Source organism: Thiomonas sp. X19 (assembly GCF_900089495.1).
Taxonomy (GTDB): domain Bacteria; phylum Pseudomonadota; class Gammaproteobacteria; order Burkholderiales; family Burkholderiaceae_C; genus Thiomonas_A.
On the sequence record NZ_LT605203.1, the window covers coordinates 2,066,786 to 2,092,715 of the forward strand.

At 65.3% G+C, this 25,930-nt stretch carries 25 protein-coding genes; 11 read left to right on the forward strand and 14 right to left on the reverse strand.

Features of this window, described 5'->3' with window-relative positions; genetic code table 11:
• Nucleotides 1-148: 148 nt before the first annotated feature.
• Both rfbB and rfbD read left to right on the forward strand, forming a co-directional pair.
• Nucleotides 149-1,234 (forward strand): dTDP-glucose 4,6-dehydratase, encoded by a 1,086-nt coding sequence (gene rfbB / locus THIX_RS09785; protein ID WP_112486096.1) that lies wholly within the window; start codon nucleotides 149-151, stop codon nucleotides 1,232-1,234.
• Entirely contained in the window at nucleotides 1,231-2,172 is a 942-nt protein-coding gene (rfbD, locus tag THIX_RS09790; RefSeq protein WP_112486097.1) for a dTDP-4-dehydrorhamnose reductase, read from the forward strand. Before rfbB ends, rfbD begins: the two co-directional genes overlap by 4 nt.
• A gap of 64 nt (nucleotides 2,173-2,236) precedes the next feature.
• On the opposite strand, the gene THIX_RS09795 is transcribed toward rfbD, so the two are convergent.
• From THIX_RS09795 to THIX_RS23775, 7 genes are all read right to left on the reverse strand, one after another.
• Nucleotides 2,237-2,740: a TPM domain-containing protein gene (locus THIX_RS09795; RefSeq protein WP_112486098.1), complete on the reverse strand. Its 504-nt coding sequence runs from the start codon at nucleotides 2,738-2,740 to the stop codon at nucleotides 2,237-2,239.
• A 2-nt stretch (nucleotides 2,741-2,742) separates the two neighbouring features.
• Nucleotides 2,743-3,675 (reverse strand): YgcG family protein, encoded by a 933-nt coding sequence (locus THIX_RS24520; RefSeq protein WP_252997371.1) that lies wholly within the window; start codon nucleotides 3,673-3,675, stop codon nucleotides 2,743-2,745.
• 10 nt (nucleotides 3,676-3,685) lie between these two features.
• On the reverse strand, nucleotides 3,686-4,330 hold the full coding sequence (locus tag THIX_RS09805; protein WP_112486099.1) for a LemA family protein: 645 nt from the start codon (nucleotides 4,328-4,330) through the stop codon (nucleotides 3,686-3,688).
• A 47-nt stretch (nucleotides 4,331-4,377) separates the two neighbouring features.
• Nucleotides 4,378-5,193: a BPSS1780 family membrane protein gene (locus THIX_RS09810; protein ID WP_112486100.1), complete on the reverse strand. Its 816-nt coding sequence runs from the start codon at nucleotides 5,191-5,193 to the stop codon at nucleotides 4,378-4,380.
• A 162-nt stretch (nucleotides 5,194-5,355) separates the two neighbouring features.
• Nucleotides 5,356-6,843: a cytochrome P450 gene (locus THIX_RS09815; RefSeq protein WP_112486101.1), complete on the reverse strand. Its 1,488-nt coding sequence runs from the start codon at nucleotides 6,841-6,843 to the stop codon at nucleotides 5,356-5,358.
• A 22-nt stretch (nucleotides 6,844-6,865) separates the two neighbouring features.
• A complete protein-coding gene (locus THIX_RS09820; RefSeq protein ID WP_112486102.1) occupies nucleotides 6,866-7,831 on the reverse strand; it encodes a homoserine kinase in 966 nt (321 codons plus the stop codon).
• A gap of 120 nt (nucleotides 7,832-7,951) precedes the next feature.
• Nucleotides 7,952-8,344: a hypothetical protein gene (locus tag THIX_RS23775; protein WP_199195264.1), complete on the reverse strand. Its 393-nt coding sequence runs from the start codon at nucleotides 8,342-8,344 to the stop codon at nucleotides 7,952-7,954.
• 110 nt (nucleotides 8,345-8,454) lie between these two features.
• On the opposite strand from THIX_RS23775, the gene polA reads away from it, so the two are divergent.
• Together polA and THIX_RS09835 are read left to right on the forward strand one after the other, a co-directional pair.
• Complete coding sequence (polA, locus tag THIX_RS09830) at nucleotides 8,455-11,250, forward strand: DNA polymerase I (protein WP_112486103.1); 2,796 nt, start codon at nucleotides 8,455-8,457, stop codon at nucleotides 11,248-11,250.
• 76 nt (nucleotides 11,251-11,326) lie between these two features.
• Nucleotides 11,327-12,313, forward strand: a complete 987-nt coding sequence (locus THIX_RS09835; RefSeq protein ID WP_112486104.1) for a dienelactone hydrolase family protein — start codon at nucleotides 11,327-11,329, stop codon at nucleotides 12,311-12,313.
• 24 nt (nucleotides 12,314-12,337) lie between these two features.
• Here THIX_RS09835 and THIX_RS09840 read toward each other — a convergent pair whose 3' ends face one another.
• The 4 genes from THIX_RS09840 to THIX_RS09855 form a co-directional block, all read right to left on the reverse strand.
• On the reverse strand, nucleotides 12,338-12,772 hold the full coding sequence (locus THIX_RS09840) for a universal stress protein (protein WP_112486105.1): 435 nt from the start codon (nucleotides 12,770-12,772) through the stop codon (nucleotides 12,338-12,340).
• A gap of 58 nt (nucleotides 12,773-12,830) precedes the next feature.
• Nucleotides 12,831-13,265, reverse strand: coding sequence for a universal stress protein (locus THIX_RS09845; RefSeq protein ID WP_112486106.1), 435 nt, complete (start codon nucleotides 13,263-13,265; stop codon nucleotides 12,831-12,833).
• A 142-nt stretch (nucleotides 13,266-13,407) separates the two neighbouring features.
• The gene (locus THIX_RS09850) at nucleotides 13,408-14,292 is read right to left on the reverse strand and encodes a sulfurtransferase (RefSeq protein ID WP_112486107.1); all 885 of its coding nucleotides are present in this window, start codon (nucleotides 14,290-14,292) and stop codon (nucleotides 13,408-13,410) included.
• Between the two features lie 68 nt (nucleotides 14,293-14,360).
• Nucleotides 14,361-15,485, reverse strand: a complete 1,125-nt coding sequence (locus THIX_RS09855; RefSeq protein WP_112486108.1) for an aromatic ring-hydroxylating dioxygenase subunit alpha — start codon at nucleotides 15,483-15,485, stop codon at nucleotides 14,361-14,363.
• 204 nt (nucleotides 15,486-15,689) lie between these two features.
• Here THIX_RS09855 and THIX_RS09860 point away from each other — a divergent pair, with 204 nt between their 5' ends.
• From THIX_RS09860 to folE2, 4 genes are all read left to right on the forward strand, one after another.
• A complete protein-coding gene (locus THIX_RS09860; protein WP_112486109.1) occupies nucleotides 15,690-15,950 on the forward strand; it encodes an exodeoxyribonuclease VII small subunit in 261 nt (86 codons plus the stop codon).
• 76 nt (nucleotides 15,951-16,026) lie between these two features.
• Nucleotides 16,027-16,968: a farnesyl diphosphate synthase gene (locus tag THIX_RS09865; protein ID WP_112488289.1), complete on the forward strand. Its 942-nt coding sequence runs from the start codon at nucleotides 16,027-16,029 to the stop codon at nucleotides 16,966-16,968.
• Entirely contained in the window at nucleotides 16,965-18,884 is a 1,920-nt protein-coding gene (gene dxs / locus THIX_RS09870; RefSeq protein ID WP_199195265.1) for a 1-deoxy-D-xylulose-5-phosphate synthase, read from the forward strand. The genes THIX_RS09865 and dxs overlap by 4 nt, the downstream gene beginning before the upstream one ends.
• Nucleotides 18,885-19,059: 175 nt before the next feature.
• Nucleotides 19,060-19,848 (forward strand): GTP cyclohydrolase FolE2, encoded by a 789-nt coding sequence (gene folE2 / locus THIX_RS09875; protein ID WP_112486111.1) that lies wholly within the window; start codon nucleotides 19,060-19,062, stop codon nucleotides 19,846-19,848.
• 126 nt (nucleotides 19,849-19,974) lie between these two features.
• Here the strand turns inward: folE2 and THIX_RS09880 are convergent, their stop codons facing one another.
• On the reverse strand, nucleotides 19,975-20,424 hold the full coding sequence (locus THIX_RS09880; RefSeq protein ID WP_112486112.1) for a GatB/YqeY domain-containing protein: 450 nt from the start codon (nucleotides 20,422-20,424) through the stop codon (nucleotides 19,975-19,977).
• A gap of 130 nt (nucleotides 20,425-20,554) precedes the next feature.
• Complete coding sequence (gene rpsU, locus THIX_RS09885; protein ID WP_018913976.1) at nucleotides 20,555-20,767, reverse strand: 30S ribosomal protein S21; 213 nt, start codon at nucleotides 20,765-20,767, stop codon at nucleotides 20,555-20,557.
• A gap of 254 nt (nucleotides 20,768-21,021) precedes the next feature.
• Between rpsU and tsaD the strand changes: the two genes are divergently transcribed.
• Nucleotides 21,022-22,068, forward strand: a complete 1,047-nt coding sequence (gene tsaD, locus THIX_RS09890; protein ID WP_112488290.1) for a tRNA (adenosine(37)-N6)-threonylcarbamoyltransferase complex transferase subunit TsaD — start codon at nucleotides 21,022-21,024, stop codon at nucleotides 22,066-22,068.
• 64 nt (nucleotides 22,069-22,132) lie between these two features.
• Here tsaD and THIX_RS09895 read toward each other — a convergent pair whose 3' ends face one another.
• On the reverse strand, nucleotides 22,133-22,900 hold the full coding sequence (locus THIX_RS09895; protein ID WP_112486113.1) for a metallophosphoesterase: 768 nt from the start codon (nucleotides 22,898-22,900) through the stop codon (nucleotides 22,133-22,135).
• A 325-nt stretch (nucleotides 22,901-23,225) separates the two neighbouring features.
• Between THIX_RS09895 and rpsO the strand changes: the two genes are divergently transcribed.
• Nucleotides 23,226-23,495 carry a 30S ribosomal protein S15 gene (gene rpsO, locus THIX_RS09900; protein ID WP_112486114.1) on the forward strand — a complete coding sequence of 90 codons (270 nt, stop codon included), beginning with the start codon at nucleotides 23,226-23,228 and terminating at the stop codon, nucleotides 23,493-23,495.
• A 251-nt stretch (nucleotides 23,496-23,746) separates the two neighbouring features.
• Nucleotides 23,747-25,882: a polyribonucleotide nucleotidyltransferase gene (pnp, locus tag THIX_RS09905; RefSeq protein ID WP_112486115.1), complete on the forward strand. Its 2,136-nt coding sequence runs from the start codon at nucleotides 23,747-23,749 to the stop codon at nucleotides 25,880-25,882.
• Nucleotides 25,883-25,930 lie beyond the last annotated feature (48 nt).

Consider the following 25,930-nt stretch of genomic DNA (forward strand, 5'->3'; position numbering starts at 1 on the left):
CCAGCGGCCATGGTTTCAAGCCGGACGAAGCCGCGCGGCGGGAGCCAGGCGCGTGCCTTCATAGAATCCCCCGATCGGCTGGCTAGGCCTTGGGCAAGGGCCACGGCGGCAACCGCCCCGCGCCATATTCCCATCAGCGAGGTTTCCAATGATCATCATCACCGGAGGAGCCGGATTCATCGGCGCCAATTTCGTGCACCACTGGCTGGGCCACGGCGACGAGGCCGTGCTCGTGCTCGACGCCCTGACCTACGCCGGCAACCTGGAGAGCCTGGCCGACGTGCAGGCCGACGCGCGCTACGGCTTCGTGCGCGCCGACATCGGCGACCGCGCCGCGGTGGCCGCGCTGCTCGCCCAGCACCGCCCCCGCGCCGTGCTGCACTTCGCTGCGGAAAGCCATGTCGACCGCTCCATCCACGGCCCCGGCGACTTCATCCGCAGCAACATCAACGGCACCTTTGAGCTCCTTGAAGCCACCCGCGCCTACTGGACGGCGCTGCCCGAAGGCGAGAAGGCTGCGTTTCGCTTCCTCCACGTCTCCACCGACGAGGTCTATGGGTCACTGTCACCCACCGACCCCGCCTTCAGCGAGGCCACCCCCTACGCCCCCAACAGCCCTTACGCCGCCAGCAAGGCCGCCAGTGACCACCTCGTGCGCGCCTGGCACCACACCTACGGCCTGCCCGTGCTCACCACCAACTGCTCCAACAACTACGGCCCCTACCAGTTCCCCGAAAAGCTCATCCCGCTGATGATCCACAACGCCCTGGCCGGCAAAGCCCTGCCGGTGTATGGCGACGGCCAGAACGTGCGCGACTGGCTGTATGTCGAAGACCACTGCCGCGCGATTGGCCGCGTGCTCCAGGCCGGCAAGCTCGGTGAGACCTACAACGTGGGCGGCCGCAACGAAGTGCGCAACCTCGACGTCGTGCACACCCTGTGCCATCTGCTCGACCAGTTGCGCCCCAGAGCCGATGGCAGCAGCTACACGACCCAGATCGCCTTCGTCGCCGACCGTCCCGGCCACGACCGCCGCTACGCCATCGACGCCCGCAAGATCGAAGCCGAACTCAGCTGGAGGCCGCAGGAGACCTTCGCCACGGGCCTGAAGCGCACGGTGCAGTGGTATCTGGACCATGCAGACTGGGTGGCGCATGTCGCCAGCGGGGCGTATCGGCAGTGGGTCGGCAAGCAGTATGGCGGCGCGGTGCAAACCTCAGGCGCCGCAGCATGAGCGCCGGCGTTGTGCCTGCCGACACCCCGCCACGCATCCTGCTGCTGGGTGCCGATGGCCAGCTCGGCTGGGAGTTACGCCGGGCCTTGCTCCCTTTGGGCTCCGTGCTGGCGATGAACCGCACCCAGGCCGATCTGAGCGACTTGCCCGCGCTGCGCGCCACGCTCGAGCGCGAGCAGCCCGACATCATCGTCAATGCCGCGGCCTATACCGCGGTGGACAAGGCCGAGAGCGAGCCCGAGCTTGCCACACGCATCAACGCCGAAGCCCCCAAACTCTTGGCCGATTACGCGGCGGCCCACCAAGCCTGGCTGGTGCATTACTCCACCGACTACGTGTTCGACGGCACCAAGCCCGAGCCCTACACCGAGCTTGATGCCCCCAAGCCGCGAAGCGTCTATGGCCGCAGCAAGCTGGCGGGCGAACAAGCCATCGCCGCCAGCGGTTGCCGCCACTTCATGTTCCGCACCTCGTGGGTCTACGCCGCGCGTGGCGGCAACTTCGCCAAGACCATGCTCAAGCTGGCGCGCGAGCGAGAACATCTGCGCGTGGTCGCCGACCAGTTCGGCGCCCCAACCAGCGCCGAACTCATTGCCGACGTCACCGCGCTGGCCTTGCACCGGGTGCGGACCGATGCAACGTTCGCCACTGCCGTATGGACCCAGTCCGGCCTCTACCACCTCACCGCCAGCGGCAGCACCTCCTGGCACGGCTATGCCCAGTTCGTGCTGCAGCAGGCCGCGGCCCAAGGCGTGGCGTTGCGCTGCGCGGCCGAAGCGGTGGAGCCCATCGCCACGGTCGATTACCCGCTGCCCGCGCCACGCCCGGCCAATTCCAGGCTGGACTGCGATCGGCTGCAGGCCACGTTGGGCATTGCGCTGCCGCAGTGGCAGCTTCAGGTCCAGCGCATGCTGGCCGAGGTGGCCTTGCAGGGCTGAGCCTCGGGGCTGAAGTGGTCAAGGCCAGGGCTGATCCAGCCTGGCCTTGACGCACGAAGGGGCGTCAACGCTTGACGACCACCGGCCAGTCGCTGAGTTCGTTGCGACGCTGGGTTGGCGCCGTGGAATGCTCGGCCAGCAAGGCGCTGACGCCGGCCACACCGGCAAGCACCGCGTCGAGATGCCGGCCTTCGCGCAAGCCTTGCTCCATGCTGCGGCACAGGGCCTGCCACTGCGCGGGCTCAACCCGGGATGCGATGCCGCGATCGGCAACGATTTCCACGGCGCGCTCGGCCAGCAGCAGGTAAATCAGCACGCCGTTGTTGTCGGCGGTGTCCCAGACGTGAAGCCGTGCAAACAGCTCGATGGCACGCGCTCGCGGCGTGATGCCGCGCCAGAGTTCTGGCCAGTCAAGGGCACCTTCCAGGGCCACCCGGATCTCGCCGTCATGCCGGCTTTCGGCGGCATGAATCGCCTGGGCAATGGCCTTCATGGCGGATCGCGGAAACACCATGTGAACCCGCGCCGTGGGGTAGAAGGCATGGCGCAGCCAGTGTTTGCTCTTCATGTTTACCACCGCCCCGAGGCGCCGCCGCCGCCGAAGCCGCCGCCGCCGCCGGAGAATCCGCCACCACCATTGCCGCCGCCGAGGCCACCCCCGCCGAAACCACCCGGCCCGCCAAAGCGCATGCCACTCAACACGGCGAAAAAGGCCAGCAGCGCCGCCCCTCCAGCCAGCAATCCGGAGCCGATCAGCAGCCAGCCGCCGATGCCGGCGGCGACGGCCGAAGCACCGGCGCCGAGCACGCGGCCGAGAACGGCGCGCAGCGCCTGGCCCAGCACCACGGCGCCGAACACCACGAACAAGGCCATCTGCAGTGGCGGCCCCTGGTCGTGTGCAGCAGCCTGTCGAGGCGGCGGTAAGGGCTCGCCGTCGATCAGGCGCATGAGCTGGCCCACTCCGGCCTGGATGCCGGCATCGAAGTTTCCCGCCTTGAAGTCCGGCGTGATGGTCTCGGCCACGATGCGCTTGGCGATGGCGTCGGGGATGGTGCCTTCCAGCCCGTAACCCACCTCGATGCGCACCGCGCGGTCGTCCTTGGCCACGAGCAGCAGCACGCCGTCGTCAACGCCTTTGCGCCCAAGCTTCCAGGCGTCGGTGACACGTATGGAATATTGCTCGATCGCCTCGGGCTGCGTGGTGGGCACGATCAGCACCGCGATCTGGCTGCCCTTGCGCGTGGCGAAGGCCTGCAGTTGCTGGTCCAACGCCTGCACCTGGGCGGCGCTCAGGGTGCCGGTGAGGTCGGTGACGGGCGCGGTGAGCGGTGGCACGGCCACCAGAGCCCAGGCGGGCAGCAGGGCCGCGCCTGCCGACAGCAGCAGGCCGAGCAGCAAGCCATGACACCCACCAGACCTGCGACGCAGCCAGCCCTTGAAGCTGAAAGCGGCAGCAACTCGCCTGCCGCGATGGCGCATGGCGGCAGACTCCATGGCGTTCATGCTTGCGCGCTCACGGCGAGGCCGCTGGCTTCGGCTTCGGGGGGGCGGAGCCAAAGTCGACCGTGGGCGGCGTGGCGATGGCTTTTTCGTTGTCCACCGTGAAGCTGGCCTTGGTCTTGTAGCCGAACGCCATGGCGGTGAGGTTGCCGGGGAACTGGCGCACCGTGTTGTTGTAGGCCTGCACCGCCTCGATGTAGCGCATGCGCGCCACGGTGATGCGGTTTTCCGTGCCCTCGAGCTGGGCCTGCAGGTCGCGGAACGAGGCGTCGGCCTTGAGCTGCGGATAGTTCTCCGACACCACGAGCAGACGCGACAGCGCGCTGGTCATTCGCTGCTGGGCAGCCTGGAATTTGGCGAAGGCTGCGGGGTCGTTCACCAATTCCGGCGTGGCCTGGATGGAGCCCACCGAGGCGCGCGCCGCAGTCACTTCCGTCAGCACGTCTTTTTCATGGCTGGCGTAGCCTTTCACCGTGGCCACCAGGTTCGGCACCAGATCGGCGCGGCGCTGGTACTGGTTGAGAACTTCGGCCCAGGAGGCTTTGACCTGTTCATCCTGGCGTTGCAGTGCGTTGTAGCCGCAGCCGCTCAAGGCGGCGGTGAGCAACAGCAGGGCGGCAAGCAGCAGTCGGCGCATGGTGACCTCGTCGTTCGGCATGTCAAGATGTGACGAACCGAATCATACGGTGTCGGCATATCTCGACCTCAGTGCGGCGCTTGCGGCGGCCTGCCACGCAACGCCACAGGACTGGGTTCCGAATCCGGCAGCAGGCTTTGCACGCTGCCGTAGAACGACAGGATGAAGGCCAGGAACAGCATCAAGGCCACGGGAAAGCTCAGTAAAGTGGCCACTTCGGCGCTGGCCCCCACCACCTGGGCCAGTGTCACCACCAACAGCGGAATGGTGGCAAACAACAAGAACCACTGCATGCTGTAGAGCATGAAGGCGCGCACATTGCGCAGGCAAATGACGAAGCTGGTGAACAGGGCTTGCCAAGGCCCCATGCCATGCCAGCTCACCAGCGGCGGCGCGAACCAAAAGGCCATGGACACCGGGATGTAGCTGAGTGTGGCCAGCAGCGCGGCATCACGCAGCACGCCGCTTTTCACCAGGGCCTGCGCCGGCATGGCGCCGAACAGCAGCAGGCGCAGCAGCGCTCCGCCGTCCATCAGCGAAGCCACGGCGAGCACGCCCACCACGGCGGCGGCATAGAGCACGCCCAAAGCCAGCAGCGCGCGCACCCGCGAGCGGCTTTCACGCAGCCCGGTCAGCAGCACGGTGGGCCACACAGCTTCGCCACGCGCGATTTTTCGTGACGCCAGCAAGAAGCCCACGGTGGCGATTTGCACCACCAGCAATGGCACCAGGCCGCCCAGCACCGGCAGCATGGAAAACAGCCCGACGACGAGGATGTAGCTGCCCATCATCATCATGGCGCTCCATGGCTGGCGAAACAGCCAGACAAAACCCAGCTTGACCCAACTCAGGCCCTCGCGGGCGGGGACGGTGCGCAGTTGCATGGCGATGAGCCCTGGACGGGCAGAAGTACAACTTAAAGTGGGAGGTGGGAATGAAGCTGAAGCGGGGAAGTTGCGCGAGGACTGCGTGCGCAGAGACAAGGCGAGGCAGGACGCATCGGGATTGTAGAAGCGTGCCTGACAACGGATGGGGCCACGCGGCCGTCACGCGCCGTTGGCGGACAGCCGTTGAAACTCTCCGTGCAACGGGCGCAAACGCATGCGCAAACCAACCGGCCCCATGCTGAAGGACAGGTGTTCGCGCGTGGCGCCGCCCCCGGCCGGGGCGACGGTTTCGATCCCGAAGCTGCTGAGCAACATGGCCATGGCCATTTTCATCTCCAGCAAGGCCAGGTAGCGCCCGGGACAGATGCGCGGCCCGGCACCGAAAGGCATGCTGACGCGCTTCGAGGCGGCACTGGAGGGGGCCGTCTGGCCGCCGTTGAGCCAGCGCTCGGGCTTGAACGCGGTGGGGTCGGGGAAGTCATGCGCATCCAGACTGTCGTGGCGCATGAGGGCGAACACCACGGTATCCGCCGGCACCCGGACGCCGGCAACGGTGGTTTCGTTCACGGCCTGTACCAGCAGCAGCGGGGCGACGGGCTTGAGGCGCATGGTCTCTTGGGCGCAGGCGTCAAGGTAGTCCAGCGCGGCCATTTGCTCGGGGGTGAAGCCTGCAGGGTCGGGCGCCAGGCTGCGCACTTCGGCGCGGGCACGCTCCAGCGCCTCCGGGTGGCGATGCAGCAGTTCGATCATCCACGCCAGGGTGTTGGCCGTGGTGTCTTCTGCAGCCAGCAGCAGCACGATGACGTTGCCAGCCACGTCGTGATCGTTGACGTCGCTGTCCGCCCGGTCCGCAGCGCAGATCATGGCTTCGAGCAGATTGCGCGGCTGCTCGCGCCGGCTGGGGTCGAGTTGCATGCGGTGGCGGGCGCCGGCGATGAAACCCAGAATCGCCTGCTGCACGGCGGCGACGCTGCGGTCCAGCGCGCGGTCCGAGGGCAGGCGGACATAGCGCCAGTAGGGCAGCAGCGCCAAACCACGCTTGTGCAGCTTCGGGAAAATGCGGTTCAGATGCTGCTGAATGACGTCGTCGTCGGAGTCGAGGGTGTTGACGTCCACACCGAAGGCCAGGCCGGCGCTGGCATCCACGGTGAAGCGCATGAGGTCGGCCTGCAAGTCGATCCGGGCCCCGTTCTGCGCAGCAGCCCGCCAGCGTGAACGCAGGCGCAAGGTCACGTTCAGCAGGGTGGGGAAATAGGCCTTGACATGGCCGGGGTCGAGACCGGCCATGACCATGCGGCGCTGGCGCTGCCAGACCTCGTCGTTGGCGAAGAAAAGGCCTTCGTCGAAGCCCATTTCACGCGCGATGCGCCCACCCAGCAGGGGCCGGCGAAAGCGCTCGGGCCGTTCGCGCAACAGCGTCTGGATGGTGGCATGGTCGGCCACGACCAGAATCGTGCGCTGGCCGAAGCGGAACTGGTAGCAAGGCCCGTATTGCCGGCTCCAGGCTTCAAGCTGGAGATGCAGCCTGGCAGGGCGAAGCCGCAACGCCTGACCCAGCCAAGGTAGCCCTCGCGGCCCGGGAAGATCGGACAAGCGGCGCAGTTGTTCCGGGGCCGGGGTATGTCTTGTGTCCAGATGGCGCTGCATGCCGCATCCTTCCCGTCATGCTTCAGGCAATCAGCGATGCCCCGTGGTTCACGGCCCGGACGCGCTGGCGCAGCACGCGCTCGAAATGCGCGGGGTCGTGAGCTTTCAGCAGATGGGCGTCGCGCGGCAAGTGAAAGTCGGCCAGGCGCGAGGTCCAGAAGCGCAGCGCCGCGGCGCGCAAGGCGTCTGGCAGCAAGGCCGATTCCGTGGCCTGCAAGGGACGCACGTGTTGGTAGGCATCGAGCAGGGCCTTGCTGCGCGCCGCGTCCAGCGCGCCGCTGGGCAGGTCGATGCACCAGTCGTTCAGAGCCACGGCCAGATCGAACACCCAGGTGTCGCTGCCGGCGAAATACCAGTCGAATACGCCCGAGAGCCGGCCGTCTTCGAACAAGGCGTTGTCGCGGAACAGATCGGCATGCACGGCGCTGCGCGGCAACTGCGCGAACGCGGGGCTGGCGGCCAATGCGGTTTGGTGGGCGAGTTCGTCTTGCAGCAAGGTGCGCTGCTCCATGCCGAGGTGCGGCAGCACCAGCGGAATGGTCTGCTGCTGCCAGGCCAGGCCGCGGAGATTGGCTTGCTGCAGCGCAAAGCCCCTCGCCGCCAGATGCATGCGGGCCAGGCAGGTGCCGATTTGCGCGCAATGCGTGGTCCCGGGCTGCAGCTCGCTATGGCCCGGCAGGCGCGTGACCAGCGCTGCCGGTTTGCCCTTGATCTGGTGCAGGATGCGACCGTCGCGGTCGGCCATCGGGTCGGGCACGGGAATGGCGTGCGCTGCGAGGTGATGCATGAGTCGCAGATAAAACGGAAGCTGCTCGGCGTTCAGGCGCTCGAACAGCGTGAGCACGAAGCGCCCGCGCGTGGTGGTGACGAAATAGTTGGTGTTCTCGATGCCGCTGGCAATCCCTTGCAGCTCGGTCAGCGAGCCGAGATCGAAACCGTTCAGGAAGGCCTGGACTTCGGCGGCGTCGAGCGGGGTGAAGACGGCCATGGGGAGATCAGTGCGGGTGATTCATGCTGCCAACGCGGCCACATTGCACAACGACGGGGCCGGGTGGCAGGGAGGGCAAAGGAGCTTGCTGCGGACGCTGGCCGTGGAGACGGCCCACGGTCATTTGAAGGTGCCGATGGTCCACTGCATGCGGCCTTGCATATTGGCCGGGTCGGTGCTGGACGACACATCGGGCGGCACGATGTTGTAGGCCGGACCGCCGTGCAGCGGTTGCACGTGAATTTGGGTGGTGGCCCCGCGCACCTGTTGCTCCTGAATGCGCACCGAGCGGTCCTGCATCACATGGTTGCGCACCACCGGCTCCGGGAATTTGGGCGCGGGCTGGGTGTCGGCCAGACGCGCCGCCGGCGACAGACCGCTGCGCGGCGAGGAACTGGCCGGCGCGGGGGACAGCGCCCAGGCTTGCGCGCCGCTCCAGCCAAGCACTGCGAGCAAGGCTGAGCATGTGGCGAGCTGAGCGGCGATCTGTACGGTCATGCGGGGGAGTTTCATGCCGCTGATTTTAACGGCCGGCACGTCTCGCCGCCGGCGCAGCAGCATGGCAGGCCCGGGCCTGTCGTGGGTGGCGTTGTCTGGTGCGGCCGCAGCCGATAATCCCGCCCATGACGACCCGACCCGACAATGCCACGACCCTGCTGCTGGTGGATGGCTCCAGCTACCTCTACCGCGCCTTCCACGCCATGCCCGATTTGCGTAGCCCGCAGGGCGAACCCACCGGCGCGCTCTACGGCATGGTGGCCATGCTGCGGCGCCTGCGCGAGCAGTACCCGCCGGCCAAAGGCTACCGTTTTGCGGCTTGCGTGTTCGACGCCAAAGGCCCCACCTTCCGCGATGCCATGTACGCCAACTACAAGGCGCAGCGCGCACCCATGCCGCCCGAGTTGGCGCAGCAGATCGGCGTCATCCACGAGGCGGTTCGGCTGATGGGCTGGCCGTTGCTGGAAGTGCCGGGAGTCGAGGCCGACGACGTCATCGGCACCCTTGCCGTGCGCGCGCACGCCCTGGGGCTGCGCACCCTGGTGTCCACCGGCGACAAAGACCTGGCGCAACTGGTGAACGACCACATCACCCTGGTCAACACCATGAGCAACGAGGTGCAGGACATTGCCGGTGTGCTGGCCAAGTTTGGTGTGCCGCCCGAGCGCATCGTCGATTACCTCACCCTGGTGGGCGACGCGGTCGACAACGTCCCGGGCGTGAGCAAGGTCGGGCCGAAAACGGCGGTGAAATGGCTGACCCAATACGGCTCGCTCGACGGCGTCATTGCCAACGCCGACGCGATTCCCGGTGCCGTCGGCCAGAGCCTGCGCGACGCCCTGGACTGGCTGCCCACGGCGCGCAAGCTGGTGACCATCGCCACCGATTGCGATCTGGACGGCTACGCCCGCGACATTGAGGCCGACCTGCAGCTCGCGCCGGAAAACGCCGCCGGGCTGCTGCCTTTTTTCACGCGCTACGGCCTGAAAAAGTTCACCCACGGGTTGCAAGCCGCGCGGCCGTCCGCGCAGGCTTCGCTGCTGTCGGATGAAGCCTCGGCGCCAGCGTCGGCCGACGTCGCTGCTGGCCCCGCAGCTTCAACGTCACCGCGCCTGCCCGGCCATTACACCGGCGTGCTGACATGGGCCCAGTTCGACGACTGGCTGGCGCGCATCGACGCCGCCGCGCTCACGGCCATCGACACCGAGACCGATTCGCTCGACCCGATGCGCGCGCGCCTGGTGGGCATTTCGCTGTGCGTACGGCCCGGCGAAGCCGCTTACATTGCGCTCGCGCATCGCTACGCGGATGCTCCGCCGCAACTGCCGCTGGCCGAGGCGCTGGCGCGGCTCAAGCCCTGGCTGGAAAACGTTGACAAACCCAAGCTTGGCCAAAACAGCAAGTACGACCGGCATGTGCTGGCCAATGCCGGCATCGCCGTGCGTGGCTATGCCCACGACACCTTGCTGCAAAGTTATGTGCTGGAGGCGCACAAGCCACACAGCCTCGACAGCCTGGTGGCCCGCCACCTGGGCCGCGACGACACCTTGAGCTATGAGCAGGTGTGCGGCAAGGGCGCCAAGGCCATCACCTTCGATCAGGTCGATCTGGACATTGCCACGCGCTACAGCGGCGAGGACTCCGACCTCTGCCTGCAGGTGCACCAACTGCTGTGGCCGCGCATCGAAGCCGACGCCGGGCTCAGACGCATTTACGCCCTCGAAATGCAGGTGAGCGAGGTGCTGCAGCGGGTGGAGCGCACCGGCGTGCTGGTGGACGGTGAAGCGCTGCGGGCGCAGAGCACCGAACTCGGGCGGGAGATTCAACGGCTCGAAGCCCAGGCCTATGAACTGGCGGGCGGGCCGTTCAATCTGGGCAGCCCCAAGCAGATTGGTGAAATCCTGTTCGACCGCCTGCGTCTACCGGTGCAGAAAAAAACCGCTGGCGGCGCGCCCTCGACCGACGAGGAAGTGCTGGAGAAACTGGCCGAAGACTATCCGCTGCCCAAGGTCATTCTCGAGCACCGCAGCCTGGCCAAGCTCAAGAGCACCTACACCGAAAAGCTGCCGCTGATGATCAACCCGGCCACGGGCAGGGTGCATACGAACTATGCCCAGGCCGTGGCCGTGACCGGGCGGCTGGCGTCGAACGATCCAAACCTGCAGAACATTCCGGTACGCACCGCGCAAGGACGGCGCATCCGCGAGGCTTTCATCGCGCCCGAAGGCTGGCTCATCGCCTCCAGCGACTATTCGCAAATCGAACTGCGCATCATGGCGCATCTGTCGCAGGATGCGGGCCTGCTCGAGGCATTCGCGCAGGGGGAGGACATTCACCGCGCCACCGCGGCGGAAATCTTCGGTGTCACCCCCATCGAGGTCAGCAACGAGCAGCGGCGCATGGCCAAGGTCATCAATTTCGGTTTGATCTATGGCATGAGCGCCTTCGGCCTGGCGCGCAATCTCGGCCTCGAGCGCAGCGCGGCGCAGCTCTACATCGATCGCTATTTCGCCCGCTACCCCGGCGTGGCCCAATACATGGAGCGCACCCGCGCCCAGGCCAAGGCCCAGGGCTATGTGGAAACCGTGTTCGGCAGGCGGCTGTGGCTGGCCGAGATCAACTCGCCCAACGGCCCGCGCCGCGCTGGTGCGGAGCGCGCGGCGATCAATGCGCCGATGCAGGGCACGGCCGCCGATCTCATCAAGATGGCGATGATCGCGGTCGATCGGGCGCTGACGCAGCAGGGCCGGCGCAGCCGCGTGGTGATGCAGGTGCACGACGAGCTGGTGCTCGAAGTGCCGCAGGACGAAGCGCCTTGGGTGCGCGAGCACGTTCCGCGCTTGATGGCCAGCGTGGCCCAGTTGTCCGTGCCTCTGGTGGCCGAACTGGGCATGGGCGCGAATTGGGAGCTGGCGCATTGATACGCTTATATCCCCAGCCTTGACACATCCCGCAACATTTGCCGACACTGGGAAGACTTCAACCCGGGAGACGAGCATGTGGAATGCAGATTTGCAAACCGACTGGAACAGCCTGCTGCACGCAGGCTCCAACGGTCGCAGCGATGACGGCGTGTCGCGACGCGACTTCGTGCGCACCGCGCTGGGGGTGGGCTTCGCTGCTGCCGCAGGACCTGTGATGGCGCAGACGGCGATTCACACCGACAGTGACGGCCTGCTGGTGGGGGATGTGATGATCGAGTCCGGCGTGCAGAAGATTCCGGTCTACCGTGCTCAGCCCAAAGGCAAGACCGAGCTGCCGGTGGTGTTGGTGGTGTCCGAGATTTTCGGCGTGCACGAATACATCGCCGACGTCGCGCGGCGCTTTGCGCACCAGGGTTATCTGGCCCTGGCGCCCGATCTGTTCGTGCGCCAGGGCGACCCCATGGCCTACGGCACGATTGCCGACGTGATGAGCAACATCATCGCCAAGGTGCCCGACGCCCAGGTGCTGCAAGACCTCGACGCCTGCCGCGCCTGGGCCGCAGCCAACGGCGGCAAGGCCGGGCATGTGGGCATCACCGGTTTTTGCTGGGGCGGGCGCATCGTCTGGCTCTACTGCGCGCATGCGCCGGTGCAGGCCGGGGTGGCATGGTATGGGCGGCTGGTGGGCAGCACCGGGCCGCTCACGCCGCGCAACCCCATCGACATCGCGAAGAGCCTGAAGGCGCCGGTTCTGGGGCTGTACGGCGGCAAGGATCCGGGCATTTCGCAGGAGTCCATCGCCGAGATGCGCAAGACCCTGGCCGAGGGCGACAGAGCGGCGAAGGCTTCGGAGATCGTGGTCTACCCCGACGCTGGCCACGGCTTTCATGCCGACTACCGCCCGAGCTACAACGCCGAGGCGGCGAAAGACGGTTGGAAGCGGGCGCTGGCCTGGTTGGAAAAGAACGAGGTCGTGGCGCTGGAGGCGCAATTCCCGCCGCAGGACGGGGCCTGCGCCAGCTTGCCGGGCCTGCTCGGCCCGGCGCCGAGCGAAGGCTGATCGTCCCTTGGCAAGGGGCCGAGGTCAGCGCACCACCAGGACCGGCACCTTGCTGTGCGACAGCACGCGCGCGGTCTGGCTGCCCAGCAGCGCGGATGTCAGACCGCCGCGGCCGTGAGACGACATCACCACCAGATCGCAGTGTTCGCGTTCGGCCACGGCCAGCAGCCCGCGCCAGGCCTGGGTGTCTTCCTGCACCGCGGTGTTGCAGGGGATGCCGGCGGCCTTGGCGGCGTCCGCCACTTTTTGCACCGCGGCATCGGCCTGGGCGCGAATGGCTTCCTGCCAGCCTTCGATGCCGGTGGGCATGACCTCGATCGCGCCGATATAGGGGTAGAGATCGACCACGGACACCGCCGTGATGCGCGCCCCGTTCAGCTTGGCCTGCTCGACGGCCAAAGGAATGGCGCGCTCGGAAAGCTCGGAACCGTCGGTGGTGATGAGGATGTGTTTGAACATGGTGACCTCCCTGAGGTTGGTTGAGTCGGGTCGATGCACAAGGCCTTGAAGGCTCGGCTCAGCGCACCACGAGAACATGCAGCTGCGAGTGCGTCAGGATCTTCTGTGTTTCGCTGCCCAGCAGCAGGGACTGCATGCCGCGTCTGCCGTGGGAAGCCATCACCACCAGGTCGCAATGTTTTTCCTTGGCCGTATCGAGGATGGCCTTCCAGGGGTGGACATCTTCGGCCACGACGCAGTCACATGTCAGGCCGGCGGCCTTGCAGGCATCTCCCAGGGGTTGGAGCGCGGCTTCGGCCGCCTTGTTGACGCTGGCACGATAGGCGTCGGCCGTGATGGGCACCGATTCGGCCAGGCCGGAGTAGGGGTAGGGATCGGTCACCGTCACGCCGACGATCGACGCACCGCACAGTTTGGCCAGTTGCACGGCCGGAGCGATGGCCTTGGCGCCTGTTTCGGAGCCGTCGGTGGGAACCAGAATCATCGTGTACATCGCGTTCTCCTCGCTAGGTTAAAGATCGAAATATGACGATATCTTGCTCCCCCAAGCCAACGGGCGATTTGATCTGGTGCAAACTTTGCCAGCGCGGGACTTGGGCTGATTGATTCAGCCGCGCGAAGCAGGGGGTCGATACCTACGGTTCCGTGCCGCGAACCATGGGGCGATCCGGGTCTGCGCACCATTCACTCCACGAACCCGGGTACAAGGCCGAGCCGCCGAGCCCGGCATGCTCCAGCGCCAGGATGTTGTGGCAGGCGGAGACGCCCGAACCGCACTGATTCACGATCTCATGCGGCTTGCGTTTGCCCAGCAGCGCCAGCCATTCGGTGCGCAGATCCTGCGCCGGTTTGAAGCGGCCATCGTCACCCAGGTTGTCGCGGAAAAAACGGCAAACGGCGCCGGGAATATGGCCGGCCTTCGGGTCCAGAGTCTCGCCATCTCCGCCATAGCGCTGCAGCGAGCGCGCGTCGACCAGCAGGCGCTGGCGATGCCGCAGATTGGCGACGAGGTCATCGACCTGCACAAACTGGGCCAAACTCGGGCGGAGGCTGAAATCGCCGCGCGGCAGCGGCGCGGGGCTTGTGGTCTGCACCGCTCCTCCCGCTGCCCCCCAGGACTGCCAGCCGCCATCCAGCACCGCCACCTGGTCGTGGCCCAGCCAGCGCAACAGCCACCACAGCCGCGCCGCATAAGGGCCTTGGGCGCGGTCGTAAGCCACCACTTGCTGGCCGCTGCGCAGGCCATGTCGGGCCAGCAGATCGGCCAGCGCGGCGCGGTCCGGCAGGGGGTGGCGGCCGTTGCTGCCGTTTGGCAGCGAGGCCAGATCGCGGTCGAGGTGGACGTGGATGGCGCCGGGGATATGGCCGCTGGCGTAGTCGCGTTCGCCGGCGCCAGGATCGGAGAGTTCGTGGCTGCAATCGGCCACGAAAACGCCGGCCAAGGCCTGCTGCAGTTGCGCGGCGGAGATCAGCGTGGTGTAGCGGGCGGCTTGGTGATTCGTCTCGCGAGATGCGGTCATGATGCGCTCAGGCTGCGTCGGGGTCTTGGATTATGCCCCGCGAACGCAGCCTGAAGCATCAAGCATCCTCATGGCTTGTTCAGGCCCAATGGCAGACCCAGCTTGCTCCGGTACCACTCGTGGAAATGGCGCATGCCGTCTTCCATCGGCGACTGGTAAGGGCCGGCCTGGTCGTCGCCGCGTTCCATCAGCGCGCGGCGCCCGGCATCCATGCGCAGGGCGATTTCGTCGTCTTCGACGCAGGTTTCCATGTAGGCGGCACGTTCGGCCTCGATGAAATCACGCTCGAATGCGGCAATTTCCTCGGGGTAGTAGAACTCCACCACATTCATGGTTTTCTGCGGCCCCAGCGGATACAGCGCCGACACCACCAGCACATGGGGATACCACTCCACCATGATGTTGGGGTAGAGCGTGAGCCAGATGGCGCCATGCTCGGGCGGCACGCCTTCGCGGAAATTCAGCACCGCCTCGTGCCACTTGGCATACGCCGCGCTGCCAGCCTTGCGCAGCGCGTTGTTGATGCCAACCGTCTGCACGCTGAACTCGGTGCCGAACTGCCAGGCCAGGTTGTCGCAAGTCACGAACTGGCCGAGGCCGGGGTGGAAGGGGCCGACGTGGTAGTCCTCCAGATACACCTCGATGAAGGTCTTCCAGTTGTAGTCGCACACATGGTGTTCGATGTGGTCGAGCACATAGCCGCTGAAATCGAAGGCCTGCGGCTTGTCCAGCCCCTGGAGTGCGCGGGAGACGTCGAAGCCGTTGCGCTCGAACAGCAGGCCGTTCCAGCGCTGCGGTCGCGCGTAGCGTTGCAGATGCAGGCAAGGATCCTGATCGAAGTGCGGCGCGCCGATCAACTCGCCGTCAAGCTTGTAGGTCCAGCGGTGCAGCGGACAGACGATGTTGCGCCCTGTCTGGCCGCGGCCCTTGAGCATCACGGCCTGGCGGTGGCGGCAGACGTTGGAGAGCAAGTCCACATCGCCCTGGGCATTGCGCACCAAGGCGCGGCCATCACCTTCCTGGGGCAGGGCGAAATAGTCGCCCGCGTTGGGCAACGCCAGTTCGTGCCCGAGATAGCGTGGTCCGGCATCGAAGATGAGTTGTTTCTCCTTCGCATACAGCTCGACGTCAAAATATGCCGTGACCGGCAGTTGGGTTTTGCTCGGGGCCAGATGCGCACTCAAATCCGACATGATGGGCTTGTCATCTCCTGAAAAGTCAAACAAATAACAGCCGGGCGATTCTAGACCGGACCCGCAGAGGGGGTTGAGGAGCCTGTGGGCCATGTGTTTCGCCGCTACCCATAAAATGGATACCCCTGAAACCTCATCACGACCCGCGGCCTTTTGCCGAGCCGCCAGGCCCGGAGCCAGGCCTGCGGGGAAGCTCCCACACGCATGAATGCCAGCCCGCGCAAATCAACCCAAGCCGACAGTCCGCCTGAAAGCTATGAGCAGGCCGTGGTGGAACTGGAGCGGCTCGTGCAACAGCTTGAATCCGGACAGATGAGCCTGGACGACATGCTCAAGTCCTATCAGCGCGGATCGACCCTGCTGCGTTACTGCCGCGAGAAACTGGAATCGGTCGAGCAGCAGATCCAGATTCTGGACGGCGCCGAACTCAAGCCTTATGCGAGCGACCGCTCGGCCGGGAATTGATGGCATGCTCGGATCATCCACCATGCAGGCTGCGGACGCGCTCATGCGAGGGCAGGGCGCGGTCGCGCGCTCGGCCATGCCACGCGAGGTCATGAGCTCTGACAGCGCGTTTCAGGCCTGGGCCGACTTGCGCATGCGCCGGATCCAGGCCCTGATCGATGCCCATCTTCCACTGCAAGCTGCCGCCAGCCCGGCTCTGGCCGAGGCGATGCACTACGCCGCCGCCTTGGGCGGCAAGCGCATCAGGCCCTTGCTGGTCTGGGCTGCTGGCGAATGTTTCGATGCCGACACCCAAGCCATGGACGCAGCCGCTTGCGCCGTGGAACTGGTGCATGCCTATTCCCTGGTGCATGACGATCTGCCCTGCATGGACAACGATGTGTTGCGGCGCGGGCGACCCACGGCGCATATAAAGTTCGGCGAAGCCGCGGCTCTGCTGGCCGGTGACGCCCTGCAGGCGCGGGCATTCGAAGTGTTGACCTCCAACCCGCAGATTCCCAGCAGCGTCCAGGCCAGGCTGTGCGCCCTGCTTGCCACCGCCGCAGGCGTCAGTGGCATGGCGGGCGGGCAGGCGCTCGACCTCGCGGCAACGGGCCGGCATCTGGATGTGGAGGCCCTGAGCGATATGCACCGCCGCAAGACCGGAGCCTTGCTCAAGGCCAGCCTGCTGATGGGCCTGGCCTGCGTCGAGCCCGGCCATTTGCAGATCGACGAGCACAGCCGTGCGGCGGCAATGCTCGGCCACTATGCCGACGCCATTGGCCTGGCCTTCCAGGTGGTGGACGATGTGCTCGACGCCAGCGCCGACTCCGCCACGTTGGGCAAGACTGCTGGCAAGGATGCGGCGCAGCACAAGGCCACCTTCGTCACCTTGCTCGGGCTGCAAGCGGCGCAAGATCTGGCGCGGCAACTGCTGGGCCAGGCGCTGCAGGCGCTCGACGCCTTGCCGCCCGCACGTCGGCTGCGCGCCGAGCCGCTGGCCGAACTGGCGCGGCGCATCGTCATCCGGAGCCATTGAGCATGGACTTGCTCGAACGCATTCAAGATCCGCACGACCTGCGCCGGCTCCAACCCGAGCAATTGCCGCAACTGGCGCAGCAACTGCGCCAGTTCATCCTGGACACGGTGTCGCGCACCGGCGGGCATCTCTCGTCCAACCTCGGCACGGTCGAACTCACCGTGGCCTTGCACTACGTTTTCGACACCCCGCACGACCGCCTGGTGTGGGACGTGGGCCACCAGACCTACGCCCACAAGATTCTCACCGGGCGGCGCGAGCAGATGGGCACATTGCGCCAACTCAACGGCTTGTCCGGTTTTCCGCGCCGCGAGGAATCTCCGTACGACAGTTTCGGCACCGCGCATTCCTCCACGTCCATTTCGGCCGCGCTGGGCATGGCCCTGGCCGCACAGCACAAAGGCGAGCGACGCAAGGTGGTGGCCGTGATCGGCGACGGCGCCATGACCGGCGGCATGGCCTTCGAGGCGCTGAACAACGCCGGCGTGCATCCCGAGGCCGACCTCTTGGTCGTGCTCAACGACAACGACATGTCGATATCCGCCCCCGTCGGTGCGCTCAATCGCTATCTGGCACGTCTGCTGTCCGGCCGCTTCTACGCCAATGCGCGCGACGCCGCCAAGCAGGTGTTGAAGGTCGCGCCGCCACCTTTGTTCGAACTCGCACGGCGGCTGGAAGAGCATGCCAAGGGCCTGGTCGCGCCTGGCACTTTGTTCGAGGAATTCGGTTTCGACTATGTCGGCCCGATCGACGGCCACGACCTGCACGCCCTGATTCCGACGCTGGAAAATCTGCGCGAACGCACCGGGCCGCGACTGCTGCACGTGGTCACGAAAAAAGGCTACGGCTACAAGCTGGCCGAGGCCGACCCGATCACCTACCACGGCCCTGGCCGCTTCAACCCCGCCGAAGGCATCAAGCCGCCGGCTGTTGCACCCAAGCCGACCTACGCTCAAGTCTTCGGCCAGTGGCTGTGCGATATGGCAAGGCGTGACGAGCGCCTCGTGGCCATCACCCCGGCCATGTGCGAGGGCTCGGGCCTGGTGGAATTCACCAAGCAGTTCCCCGAGCGCTACCACGACGTGGGTATCGCCGAGCAGCACGCCGTGACCTTCGCCGCCGGCCTGGCGTGTGAAGGTTTGAAGCCCGTGGTCGCCATCTATTCCACTTTCCTGCAGCGGGCTTACGACCAGGTCATTCACGACGTGGCGATTCAGCATCTGCCCGTGCTGTTCGCCATCGACCGTGCCGGCGTGGTCGGCGCCGATGGTGCGACGCATACCGGCGCTTTCGACATTCCCGCCCTGCGCTGCCTGCCCGGGTTCACCGTGATGGCGCCCGCCGATGAGTTGGAGTGCCGGCAAATGTTGTCCACCGGTTTCGCCCTGGACGGACCCGCTGCCGTGCGCTACCCGCGCGGAGCCGGGACTGGGGCGCATGTCGACCGTTCCACGCTCAATGCCCTGCCTCTGGGGCGTGCCCAGCTGCGGCGCGAATCGCAGGCCAGAGCAGGCCATCGCATCGCCATTCTGACGTTTGGCCCGGTGTTGCATGCGGCCTTGCAGGCGGCGGAGGCGTTGGATGCGAGCGTCATCAATATGCGCTTCGTCAAGCCGCTGGACGTGGACATGCTGCGCCGCATGGCATTGGGTCACGATGCCCTGGTGACGGTGGAGGAGGGCGTGGTGCAGGGTGGGGCCGGCGCCGCTTGTCTGGAAGCCTTGCAGGGCTTGGGGCTGCAGATCCCCGTGCTCAACCTCGGCTTGCCGGACGCGTGGCTGGAGCATGGCGACCCGGCGCAGATCATGGCCGCCTGCGGCCTGGACGCAACCGGCTTGTTGCGCAGCATCCGCGCGCGCTTTCCGCAGGCTGGTGGCGAGGAGCCGGAGCCGCGGCGACGCGCAGCCAACGATTGACACGGTGCCGTCGCGGCCTGTGTTTGCTGGCCGATCAGCATCGAATGCCGTGTGGCAGGCATGTCCAGCCGTGATTCCTGCTCAGGCAAAGGATATGCCGAAGCCACGATAATCCCGAATGAATAAGTCAACAAATCTCACGTCCAGGCCTGACCCCAAAAGACCAGTCCCGACCATGAACAAACCATTCGAAGCCATCCCAGACATTCAAAGCGCGACCGATACCCGCCGTATTCCGATCCAGCGCGTCGGCATCAAGAGCCTGCGCTATCCCTTGAACGTGTGCATGGCCGATGGCAGCAACCAGTCCACCGTGGCCATGGTCGACGCCGATGTTGCACTGTCCGCCGAGAAGAAGGGCACGCATATGTCGCGCTTCGTTGAAATCCTCGAAGCCATCGATGCACCGCTGGACTATGCCGGGCTCATCGCACTGACCCAGACCATGCGGCTGCATCTCCAGGCCGATGCGGGTCGGCTCGAATTCCGCTTCCCCTTGTTCGTGCGCAAGACGGCTCCCGTCAGCGGCGTGCAAAGCTTGATGGACTACGAGGCCGCGTGGATCGTGCAGGTGCGGGGGGAGCACACGCAGGTCACGGCGCGAGTGCAGGTGCCGGTCAAGGCGCTATGCCCTTGCTCCAAGGAAATATCCGATTACGGCGCGCACAACCAGCGCTCGCACATCACCATCACGGCCCAACTCAAGGCGCCGGTCGCCTTCGAACAGCTCATCCGCATGGCAGAGGAAGAGGCGTCTTGTGAAATCTGGGGTCTGCTGAAGCGGCCCGACGAGAAATTCGTCACCGAGCATGCCTACGAAAACCCGAAATTCGTCGAAGACCTGGTGCGCGATGTGGCCGCCCGCGTGCAGAGCGACGCACGCATCGGCAGCTATGTGGTGGAGGCCGAGAATTTCGAATCCATCCACAACCACTCGGCTTACGCCCGGATCGAACGCGTCTGAGCGCCCCCAGCAGTCCGCAAGCAGACTCCCCCCGAGGGGACAAGACAATTCGGGAGCGACCCTTCGTTTCCTTGAGAAGTGGCAGGCGCCGCGCTCGTCGGAGCGCGGCGGGTTCGTCGCGCAAACTCAGGCCGGGTTCAGCAAGGCTTTGACGCGGGCGGAGGCGACGGCCATGTCGGCACGGCCCGCCAGGCGCGCCTTGAGCGGCCCCATCACCTTGCCCAGGTCTTGCGGCGCACTGGCGCCGACCTCAGTCATCACGGCACGGATTTCCTGATCGAGTGCGTCGCCGCTCAGGCGCGCCGGCAAGTAGGGTTGGAGGACGGTGATTTCCAGGCGCTCCTTCGCCGCCAGGTCTTCGCGGCCACCGGCCTCGAACTGGCTGATGGAATCGCGGCGTTGCTTGATCATCTTGTCGAGGATGGCAACAACAGCGGCATCGTCGAGTTCCACACGCTCGTCCACTTCTTTTTGCTTGACCGCAGCCAGCAGCAGGCGAATGGTGCCGAGGCGATCGGCTTCCTTGGCGCGCATGGCGGCCTTCATGTCGTCTTGAATGCGTGTTTTAAGGTTCATCATGGCAAAAAGCCCGCAGACTTGAGGTCTGGCGGGCAGAATTCGGAATCCATCAACCACCGGAAAAACCGAAACCCAGAACCTATGCCTGAGCCCGGCAGGCCTGGCTGCCAGTAAGGCGGCCCAGGGTTCAGTACAGACGTTTGGGCAGCATGTGGCTGCGAATGCGCTTGTAGTGGCGCTTCACGGCAGCAGCCTTCTTGCGCTTGCGCTCGGCGGTCGGCTTCTCGTAGAACTGGCGAGCCCGCAGATCCGTCAGCAGGCCGAGTTTTTCAATCGTGCGCTTGAATCGGCGCAGTGCAACATCGAAGGGTTCATTTTCTTTGATGCGAATCGTGGTCATTGCAAACAACTACCTTTCAGCAAAGCCCGAGCTAAGCTCGGCTGGATTGGACGAAATAAACCTGTAAAGTATAACGGCTCTGTCTGATTGTTGGACGCAAGTCTCCTGGATGCGGGCAGCGCCCAGCGCTTAGGGTTGAAAATCGGCCGAAAATGTGCCCGCAACACCACACCACCTTGGCCCATGCCATTCACATGGGTGAATCAATGCATCCACCAGTACCCGAAGCCGTGACCAAACTCGCCGCCGAGCCCATCCGCGTTCTCGGCCTGGAGACTTCGTGCGATGAAACCGGCATTGCCGTGTACGACAGTCGGGATGGCCTGCTGGCGCATGCCTTGCATTCACAAGTGGTCATGCACCAGGCCTACGGCGGCGTGGTGCCCGAGCTGGCTTCCCGCGACCATATTGCGCGAACACTGCCCCTGGTGCAGCAGACCTTGCACGACGCGGGTTGTTCCCTGGGCGATATGGACGCGATCGCCTACACGCGCGGCCCCGGCTTGGCCGGTGCCTTGCTGGTCGGGGCGGGCCTGGCGACGGCACTGGCGATGGCCGCGGACAAGCCGCTCCTCGGCGTGCATCACCTGGAAGGTCATTTGCTGTCGCCCCTGCTTTCCGACCCGATGCTGACTTTTCCTTTCGTCGCCTTGCTGGTCTCGGGGGGGCACACGATGTTGCTGGACGTGGCCGATCTAGGCCGCTACCGGCTGCTGGGCGAGACGGTGGATGACGCCGCCGGCGAGGCTTTCGACAAGTCGGCGAAACTGCTGGGCCTGGGGTATCCGGGTGGGCCTGCGCTGGCGCGGCTTGCCGCATTCGGCAACCCCGAGGCGTTCGCCTTGCCCAGGCCCAAGCTGCACAGCGGGAACCTCGATTTTTCGTTTGCGGGCCTGAAGACTGCAGTTCTGACCCGGGTGAACCAACTGGGGACGAATATCTGCGAGCAAAGCCGCGCCGACTTGGCCGCATCCACGCAGGAGGCCATCACCGACGTGCTGTGCAGGAAGTCCATGCAGGCCTTGCGTCAGAGCGGGCGTGGAACCCTGGTCGTGGCGGGCGGGGTGGGGGCGAACAGCCGGTTGCGCGAGAAGCTCGATGCCGCATGCCGGCAAGTCGGCGCGCGCGTTTGCTATCCCGATCTGCAGTGGTGCACGGACAACGGGCCGATGATTGCCTATGCCGCTTGCCGGCGTTTGCAGGCGGGGCTTGCCAAAGCCAGTCACAGCTACGCCTTCGACATTCGTCCGCGTTGGGATCTGGCTGAACTCGCTGAAGTCACAGCGCAGGACATGGCTTGATCGCATGCCATCGTATGGCCGAAAGCAGCATTGGCTTTCGCGCAGCCCCAACGTTCACGCAGGCTCAAACTTCCCAGACACCCTCGGGTTGGAAGTCGTAGTCTTCGCCGCTGCTGGCGTGCCCGCGTGAATTGCAAACCACGCGAGACATGCCTACGGCATAGTCGTGGCGACAGTGCAGGTGGCCGTGGATCCAGAGGTGGCTGCGCTCGATCAGGTCGTCGTAGGCATTGCAGAAACTTGCCGTCGCACCATTCACCGGGTAACGCTGGTCGGTGCTTCGCAAACTGGGCGCAAAGTGGGTGATGACCACGGTCTTGTCGTATTGCCCCGGGGCGCTGGGCGCGGCTTGGAGTTGATCGCTCAGCCACGCCTTGTTGCGCAGGCCTTCCTGGCGCAAGGATTCGGCATCCATCGGCAGGCCGTGGCGGGTGGAGTGCTGCACTTCCTCGATGAAATAGCGCGCGGCGCGCATGCAGCGGGCACGCTCCGACGCGCCGAACAGGTCAAAGTCGTTCCAGAGCGTTGTTCCCAGAAAGCGCACGCGCTGCTCACCGAACTGCAGGATGACGCTTTCACGCTCCAGCATGGTGATGCCCAGGCGCTCGCAGCGGGTGCGCAAGGACTGCAGGGTGGCGTCGAAATCTTTGTGATCGAATTCGTGATTGCCGGCGATGAACACCACGGGCACAGGCCAACGGGCAAAAAGATCCAGCCCCTCGTGCCCAGCGTCAATGTCGCCAGCCAGCACCAGAATGTCCGCACCGGGGGCCGGCTGCGGGGCGAAGGTTTCGGTTTCCAGGTGGAGGTCGGATAGCAGTTGAAGGCGCATGCCGGGCACTCGATGCAATACAAATCGGCGCAATGTAACTGCAATTGCACGGCCGCGGGCGATGTCTTGGCAGGCAGCGCGTGAAATGCCCACTGCGTGTGAAGTTATTCACGGAAACGGACGGATCTACGCTGCCACGTTCGATTTTTCATGGCGCCGCAGCCAATTTGGCTGGATCCAGCCTCGACCCGAGTCTCCCATGTTTGGGCGCCCGGCGCGGCCGGCATGCGGCGCTCAAGCCATGCGATCAGGTAAACTCTTCGTTTTTTCACGGCGCGGAACGGTTTCTTCTGCGTTCGCCAGTTCTCTCCAGGAAACTTTCAAGATGAGTCTCGACAAGAGCAATACGGCACAAATCGTTGCCGACAATGCGCGCGCAGCCCAGGATACCGGGTCCCCCGAAGTCCAGGTTGCACTGCTGACCGCCCGTATCAACGAACTGACCGGGCATTTCAAAATCCATGCCAAAGACCATCACGGTCGCCGCGGTTTGCTGCGCATGGTGAGCCGTCGGCGCAAGCTGCTGGACTATCTCAAGTCCAAGGATGCCGAGCGTTACAAGTCGCTGATCAGCAAGCTGAGCCTGCGCAAGTAAGAGGTTGTGGAACGATCAAGGCGCCTGTGTTGAAGCTTCGACGCAGGCGCTTTGTTTTGTTGTGCGGGTCGCGGAGTGCATGCGATCCGTTGATGAGGGAAGTGCTGCTGTGTCATTCCAATGCGACTTTCCAGTTTCCAGAGTTGCGCTGGAATGGCATTGTGCTTCCCGCCGAGTTGGGCCGCGGTCCGTGGCCTGGCAACTGATTGGGGGCGCCGGGGTTGTCCCGCGCCCATGAACCGGAGTTCACGATGTTCAACAAAATCACCAAGACTTTCCAATGGGGCCAACACACCGTCACGATGGAGACCGGCGAAATCGCACGCCAAGCCTCCGGGGCCGTGTTGCTGAATATGGACGATACCGTGGTGCTCGCCACGGTGGTGGCGGCCAAGCAGGCCAAGCCGGGTCAGGATTTCTTCCCGCTCACCGTCGATTACATCGAGAAGACCTATGCCGCAGGCAAGATTCCTGGCGGCTTTTTCAAGCGTGAAGGCCGCCTGAGTGAGGGCGAGACCCTGACCTCGCGCCTGATCGACCGACCGATCCGCCCGCTGTTTCCGGAAGGGTTCTACAACGAGGTGCAGGTCGTCATCCATGTGATGTCGCTGAACCCGGAGGTCGATGCCGACATTCCAGCCATGATCGCCGCCAGTGCAGCGCTGTCGATCTCGGGCATTCCGTTCGACGGCCCGGTGGGCGCGGCCCGCGTGGGTTATGTCAACGGCGAGTACCTGCTGAACCCGAGCAAGGCCCAGTTGGCCGATTCCCGGCTGGACTTGGTGGTCGCCGGTACCGAGTCGGCCGTGCTGATGGTGGAATCCGAAGCCGACCAGTTGTCCGAAGACGTCATGCTCGAGGCCGTGATGTATGGCCACAAGCAGATGCAGGCGGCGATCGACGCCATCCATGAGCTGGTGCGCGAAGGCGGCAAGCCGGCCTGGGACTGGAAGCCGGAAGCGCGCGACGAGGCCCTCATCAGCCGCATCGAGATGGTTGCCGGCGAAGGTTTCCGCACCGCTTACAAAATCACCCAGAAGCAGGCGCGTACCGATGCGCTGCGCCAGGTCTACGCCCAAGTGCACGCAGCCCTGAGCCAAGACGGCGCGGCGGTCGACAGCACCAAGGTCGAGTCCATCCTGTTCGACATGGAAGCGCGCATCGTGCGCGGCCAGATTCTGAGCGGGGATCCGCGCATCGATGGTCGCGATACCCGTACCGTGCGCCCCATCGAGATCCGCACCGGCGTGCTGCCGCGCACCCATGGCAGCGCCTTGTTTACGCGCGGCGAAACCCAGGCGCTGGTGGTGACCACGCTTGGCACCGATCAGGATTCGCAAATCATCGACGCCCTGGGCGGGGAGTATCGCGACCGTTTCCTGCTGCACTACAACATGCCGCCGTTCGCCACCGGCGAAACCGGCCGCATGGGTTCGCCCAAGCGCCGCGAAATCGGCCATGGCCGCCTGGCCAAGCGCGCGCTGCTGGCCGTGCTGCCGAAGAAGGAGGATTTCGCTTACACCACGCGCCTGGTGTCGGAAGTCACCGAGTCCAACGGTTCATCGTCCATGGCTTCGGTTTGCGGCGGTTGCTTGAGCCTGCTGGACGCCGGTGTGCCGCTGAAGGCGCATGTTGCCGGCATCGCCATGGGCCTGATCAAGGACGGCAACCGTTTTGCCGTGCTGACCGATATCCTCGGCGATGAGGACCATCTGGGCGATATGGACTTCAAGGTCGCCGGTTCCGCCACGGGAATCACGGCGCTGCAGATGGACATCAAGATCCAGGGCATCACCCGCGAGATCATGCAGGTGGCGCTGGCGCAGGCGCGCGAAGGCCGCGTGCACATTCTGGGGCTGATGCAGCAAGCCGTGGGCGGGGCGCGCACCGAGGTGTCGCAGTTCGCGCCGCGCCTCTACACCATGAAGATCAACCCCGAGCGCATTCGCGACGTCATCGGCAAGGGCGGTGCCATCATCCGCGCCTTGACCGAAGAGACCGGCACGCAGATCAATATCGCCGAGGACGGCACCATCACGGTGGCCGCAACCGACGCCGATCGCGCCAAGGACGCCATGCGCCGCATTGGCGAGCTCACCGCCGAGGTCGAGATCGGTCAGATCTACGATGGCACGGTGGTCAAGCTGCTGGACTTCGGTGCACTGGTCAACGTGCTGCCGGGCAAGGATGGCCTGCTGCACATTTCGCAAATCGCCAACGAGCGCATCAACAAGGTTTCCGACCATATGCAGGAAGGCCAGAAGGTGCGTGTGAAGGTCATCGAGACCGACGACAAGGGCCGCTTCCGTCTGTCGATCAAGGCGCTGCTCGGCGCGGAAGAAGCCGTTGCCCAGCAGACGTCGCCGGTCGAGCCGCAGCAGTCCTGATCCAGCCTTGCCTAGCGTTTCCATTCCTGCCTACTGCCCACTGAACTG

Coding starts and splice junctions, on each gene's coding strand:
- pnp (WP_112486115.1), top strand. CDS start 23,747: ATGTTCAACAAAATCACCAAGACTTTCCAATGGGGCCAACACACCGTC.
- THIX_RS09795 (WP_112486098.1), bottom strand. CDS start 2,740: ATGAAGAGCAAACACTGGCTGCGCCATGCCTTCTACCCCACGGCGCGG.
- THIX_RS09835 (WP_112486104.1), top strand. CDS start 11,327: ATGTGGAATGCAGATTTGCAAACCGACTGGAACAGCCTGCTGCACGCA.
- THIX_RS09850 (WP_112486107.1), bottom strand. CDS start 14,292: ATGACCGCATCTCGCGAGACGAATCACCAAGCCGCCCGCTACACCACG.
- THIX_RS09845 (WP_112486106.1), bottom strand. CDS start 13,265: ATGTACACGATGATTCTGGTTCCCACCGACGGCTCCGAAACAGGCGCC.
- THIX_RS09880 (WP_112486112.1), bottom strand. CDS start 20,424: ATGAACCTTAAAACACGCATTCAAGACGACATGAAGGCCGCCATGCGC.
- THIX_RS09805 (WP_112486099.1), bottom strand. CDS start 4,330: ATGCCGAACGACGAGGTCACCATGCGCCGACTGCTGCTTGCCGCCCTG.
- THIX_RS09855 (WP_112486108.1), bottom strand. CDS start 15,485: ATGTCGGATTTGAGTGCGCATCTGGCCCCGAGCAAAACCCAACTGCCG.
- rfbD (WP_112486097.1), top strand. CDS start 1,231: ATGAGCGCCGGCGTTGTGCCTGCCGACACCCCGCCACGCATCCTGCTG.
- THIX_RS09840 (WP_112486105.1), bottom strand. CDS start 12,772: ATGTTCAAACACATCCTCATCACCACCGACGGTTCCGAGCTTTCCGAG.
- THIX_RS23775 (WP_199195264.1), bottom strand. CDS start 8,344: ATGAAACTCCCCCGCATGACCGTACAGATCGCCGCTCAGCTCGCCACA.
- rpsU (WP_018913976.1), bottom strand. CDS start 20,767: ATGACCACGATTCGCATCAAAGAAAATGAACCCTTCGATGTTGCACTG.
- THIX_RS09865 (WP_112488289.1), top strand. CDS start 16,027: ATGCCACGCGAGGTCATGAGCTCTGACAGCGCGTTTCAGGCCTGGGCC.
- THIX_RS09860 (WP_112486109.1), top strand. CDS start 15,690: ATGAATGCCAGCCCGCGCAAATCAACCCAAGCCGACAGTCCGCCTGAA.
- rpsO (WP_112486114.1), top strand. CDS start 23,226: ATGAGTCTCGACAAGAGCAATACGGCACAAATCGTTGCCGACAATGCG.
- THIX_RS09820 (WP_112486102.1), bottom strand. CDS start 7,831: ATGGCCGTCTTCACCCCGCTCGACGCCGCCGAAGTCCAGGCCTTCCTG.
- THIX_RS09815 (WP_112486101.1), bottom strand. CDS start 6,843: ATGCAGCGCCATCTGGACACAAGACATACCCCGGCCCCGGAACAACTG.
- THIX_RS24520 (WP_252997371.1), bottom strand. CDS start 3,675: ATGAACGCCATGGAGTCTGCCGCCATGCGCCATCGCGGCAGGCGAGTT.
- THIX_RS09895 (WP_112486113.1), bottom strand. CDS start 22,900: ATGCGCCTTCAACTGCTATCCGACCTCCACCTGGAAACCGAAACCTTC.
- THIX_RS09810 (WP_112486100.1), bottom strand. CDS start 5,193: ATGCAACTGCGCACCGTCCCCGCCCGCGAGGGCCTGAGTTGGGTCAAG.
- rfbB (WP_112486096.1), top strand. CDS start 149: ATGATCATCATCACCGGAGGAGCCGGATTCATCGGCGCCAATTTCGTG.
- folE2 (WP_112486111.1), top strand. CDS start 19,060: ATGAACAAACCATTCGAAGCCATCCCAGACATTCAAAGCGCGACCGAT.
- polA (WP_112486103.1), top strand. CDS start 8,455: ATGACGACCCGACCCGACAATGCCACGACCCTGCTGCTGGTGGATGGC.